Here is a 3,218-nt window from a genome sequence, read left to right as displayed (position 1 = left end):
AATCTGATATCTTTCTGTCTCGGTCAGTTGTGTATAGGCCATAGTGCATTTTCCTGTGGCGGGAAAGGTGCCTACTATAGCAACTGACCGCCTTTCTGAAAAATTGCACTTATTAGTCGAATCCGCCATCAATATGAATTATCTAAAATAACGAAGACGTTACAATTAAAAAATAAAGATGGTGTAATGTGTAAGTTTTTATTAAAATTGGATATTCAGCTTAATTCAGGCTTTACTGTGTAATACATTGCTGTTTTTCCATTACCAAGAGGTTAAGATAATCGTAATATATAAAGAAGGCATTAACATATAGATATAAATTAAGTGAAAAATCGGTTCATAATAAAAATATATACCCGTGCTCATTGAAACTGCTTGATTTTCGCCCAAATGAGGTTCAGGGTATCCGTCATGAAAATATTCATTACCGATGAACAAAAAGCCGAACTTGAACACCTCCATCACACCTGCCGTGATAAGCGGGAGTGTGATCGCATCAAAGCGGTCCTGCTGGCCTCTGAGGGTTGGAGTTCTGTCATGATCGCTCAAGCCCTGCGCCTGCATGAAACGACCGTTAATCGTCATATCAGCGATTACCATCCCACGCAGGGGACGAAACTGGCTTATGGCTGGATGCGTAAAGGCCAGAAAACCGCAGTGAAAACCACAGGAAGCCGTACCCGTCTGAACCTGATGGGGGCCCTGAATCTGGCCGATATCGGTAAAACGGTGGTACGCGAGTATGACCGTATCGACAGTTATCACATCGCAGAATTTTTCATTGCCCTGCGTGAAACCTATCCGGTCAGTCAGAAGGTTCATATTATCCTTGACGGAGCCGGTTATCACCGGAGTGAGTTGGTGAAAGACTGGGCTTATGTGATGAATATCGAGCTTCATTACTTACCCCCCTACAGCCCGAATCTGAACCCGATAGAAAGGCTGTGGAAAGTGATGAATGAACAAGTCAGAAATAATCGTTACTTCGCCTCGGCGGCCTTGTTCAGGCAGGCGATACATCGCTTTTTTACGGAAATATTACCGGAACTTGCCGGGAAGCTGTCGCGCCGTATTAATGACAACTTCCAGATTCTGAATCCTGCATCTTCAAGTTAAGCGAGTATACAATGTTAATCATATTATGTATTTTAAAGTTAATATCGTGGAAAATATGGATAAATCAATTCGATAGAATTTAATCTTCAAGATATGAACGTGATTATTAAGAACATCAGTGAGTTATAACAGATTGATGTTGTGCGAATTTTTATACAGTAACACAGACGAGCCTGTTATGGATAAGACGTTACTGTTAGTGAGATAGATTTTTTTCTCTATAATGCATTTTTCTCCACGTAGTTCCACCATTTATTCTACGAGATCTAAACATGAAACATTCCCCATTGCGACGTTCGCTGTTATTAGCAGGTATTACTCTCCCTTTGGTCAACTTCACTCTTCCAGCATGGGCTGGAGTTATTCCTTCATCACTGCATCAACAACTTGCCGAGTTGGAAAACAGCACAAAAGGCCGACTGGGGGTAACCTTGATTAATACTGCGAATGGTCAGGAGCTCCAGTACCGAGGGAATGAGCGTTTCCCTTTCTGTAGTACTTTCAAACTGATGCTGGTGGCAGCAGTGTTACATAAAAGTATGTCCCAATCAGAACTGTTAGCAAAACATATCAATTATCGTGAGTCCGACTTACAGTCTTATGCGCCGATTGCCCGCAAGAATCTGAACCAAGGGATGAGTATCACACAACTATGTGCCGCAACGTTGCAATACAGCGACAACACTGCGGCGAACTTGTTAATTAAAGAATTAGGTGGGTTAGCGGCGGTGAACCACTTTGCTCAAGGCCTTGGTGATAAAGCGTTCCGGCTCGATCGCTGGGAACCTGATCTGAACAGCGCGATTCCCGATGATCCCAGAGATACCACAACACCAGCGGCAATGGCGGCTAGTGTGAAGAAAATCGTGCTTGGAGAGACTCTGGCTGAACCACAACGTGAACAATTGGTTGTCTGGCTCAAAGGGAATACCACAGGAAATGCCAGTATTCGTGCCGGAGCACCGACTGGTTGGGTAGTTGGTGACAAAACGGGTAGCGGTGATTACGGCACCCGTAACGATGTCGCCGTACTTTGGCCACCAGAAGGGGTATCACCTGTAGTTCTGGCGATTTATTTTACCCAACATCAAAAAGACGCTGAGTCACGCAATGATGTGCTGGCTTCCGCTACACGATTGGTGATGGAGCATTTGGCATAATTTTTTCTGGAATACAGGTAATTGTGCCAAGAGTGTAAGTAACACCAAAGTTGTCCCCTTGATAATTATGTAGTAACGTACCTACATAAATTGATTGTTATATTGGGAGGTACTATGCCAATCACAACCTTATCAAGCCGGGAGCTCAACCAAGATGTCAGTAGGGCAAAGAAGGCTGCCAAAAGTGGTCCTGTGTTTATCACCGATCGCGGCAAGCCAGCGCATGTCCTGCTGACTATTGAGGAATATCAACGGATCACGAAGCAACGCAGAAACATCGCTGATGCTTTAGCAATGCCCGGTGTTGAAGATATTGAATTCAATCCGGCGCGAGCTACCATTAATAGCCGTCCGGTTAATTTCTCATGATGTTTGTTCTTGATACCAATGTTGTGTCCGAGCTTCGGAAAGTTCGGGCGGGTAAGGCTAATAATGGGGTTGCCTCATGGGCTGAAGGTGTTGATGCAGCGGAACTTTTCCTATCGGCCATTACCATTGTGGAGCTGGAAACCGGCATCTTACAGATTGAACGGCGAGACATAATCCAAGGGGCATTATTGCGTTCATGGTTTAACCACCATGTCATACCGGAATTTACTGGGCGGATCTTACCGGTAGATATGGCTGTGGCGTTGCGGTGCGCCCAGCTGCATGTACCTGATCCATGCTCAGAGCGTGATGCACTTATCGCGGCAACCGCACTCGTTCATGGTATGACAGTAGTCACACGGAACGTGGCCGATTTTGAGTTGACTGGAGTGACAATATTGAACCCTTGGATTTAGTAAGACCCGCCGTAAACCCTCGCCCAGTGCGAGGGTGTCGCAAAAGGTCGGCATTGAAAATAACCCCACAGAAATTTATTGCCTGTTATTGGGACTGGCAACCCATGACAGGCTAAAAATAGCCCATAATATCAGGGCAACTGCCCTTGATAAGTTA

The 3,218-nt window shown here is 45.0% G+C and carries 4 protein-coding genes; all 4 read left to right on the top strand.

The genetic code is table 11. From position 1 onward, the window contains the following. Nucleotides 1–411: 411 nt before the first annotated feature. The 4 genes from C5470_RS21535 to C5470_RS21520 all read left to right on the top strand — a co-directional run bounded on the left by C5470_RS21535 (nucleotide 412) and on the right by C5470_RS21520 (nucleotide 3,061). Nucleotides 412–1,116, top strand: coding sequence for an IS630 family transposase (locus tag C5470_RS21535; RefSeq protein WP_166291812.1), 705 nt, complete (start codon nucleotides 412–414; stop codon nucleotides 1,114–1,116). Between the two features lie 272 nt (nucleotides 1,117–1,388). Next, nucleotides 1,389–2,276: a class A beta-lactamase gene (gene bla / locus C5470_RS21530; protein WP_166291810.1), complete on the top strand. Its 888-nt coding sequence runs from the start codon at nucleotides 1,389–1,391 to the stop codon at nucleotides 2,274–2,276. 114 nt (nucleotides 2,277–2,390) lie between these two features. Next, entirely contained in the window at nucleotides 2,391–2,645 is a 255-nt protein-coding gene (locus tag C5470_RS21525; protein WP_166291808.1) for a type II toxin-antitoxin system Phd/YefM family antitoxin, read from the top strand. Next, the gene (locus C5470_RS21520; protein ID WP_166291814.1) at nucleotides 2,645–3,061 is read left to right on the top strand and encodes a type II toxin-antitoxin system VapC family toxin; all 417 of its coding nucleotides are present in this window, start codon (nucleotides 2,645–2,647) and stop codon (nucleotides 3,059–3,061) included. The genes C5470_RS21525 and C5470_RS21520 overlap by 1 nt, the downstream gene beginning before the upstream one ends. The last annotated feature ends 157 nt before the right edge of the window (nucleotides 3,062–3,218 follow it).

Origin of the sequence: Photorhabdus stackebrandtii (assembly GCF_011189495.1) — a bacterium.
Taxonomy (GTDB): Bacteria; Pseudomonadota; Gammaproteobacteria; order Enterobacterales; family Enterobacteriaceae; genus Photorhabdus; species Photorhabdus khanii.
The sequence above is the reverse complement of the archived record's forward strand: the minus strand, read 5'-3'. Positions and strand labels throughout refer to the sequence as shown.

What these genes read in the sequence shown, in the direction of transcription:
- C5470_RS21525 (WP_166291808.1), top strand. Translation starts at nt 2,391, where the DNA reads ATGCCAATCACAACCTTATCAAGCCGGGAGCTCAACCAAGATGTCAGT.
- C5470_RS21535 (WP_166291812.1), top strand. Translation starts at nt 412, where the DNA reads ATGAAAATATTCATTACCGATGAACAAAAAGCCGAACTTGAACACCTC.
- C5470_RS21520 (WP_166291814.1), top strand. Translation starts at nt 2,645, where the DNA reads ATGTTTGTTCTTGATACCAATGTTGTGTCCGAGCTTCGGAAAGTTCGG.
- bla (WP_166291810.1), top strand. Translation starts at nt 1,389, where the DNA reads ATGAAACATTCCCCATTGCGACGTTCGCTGTTATTAGCAGGTATTACT.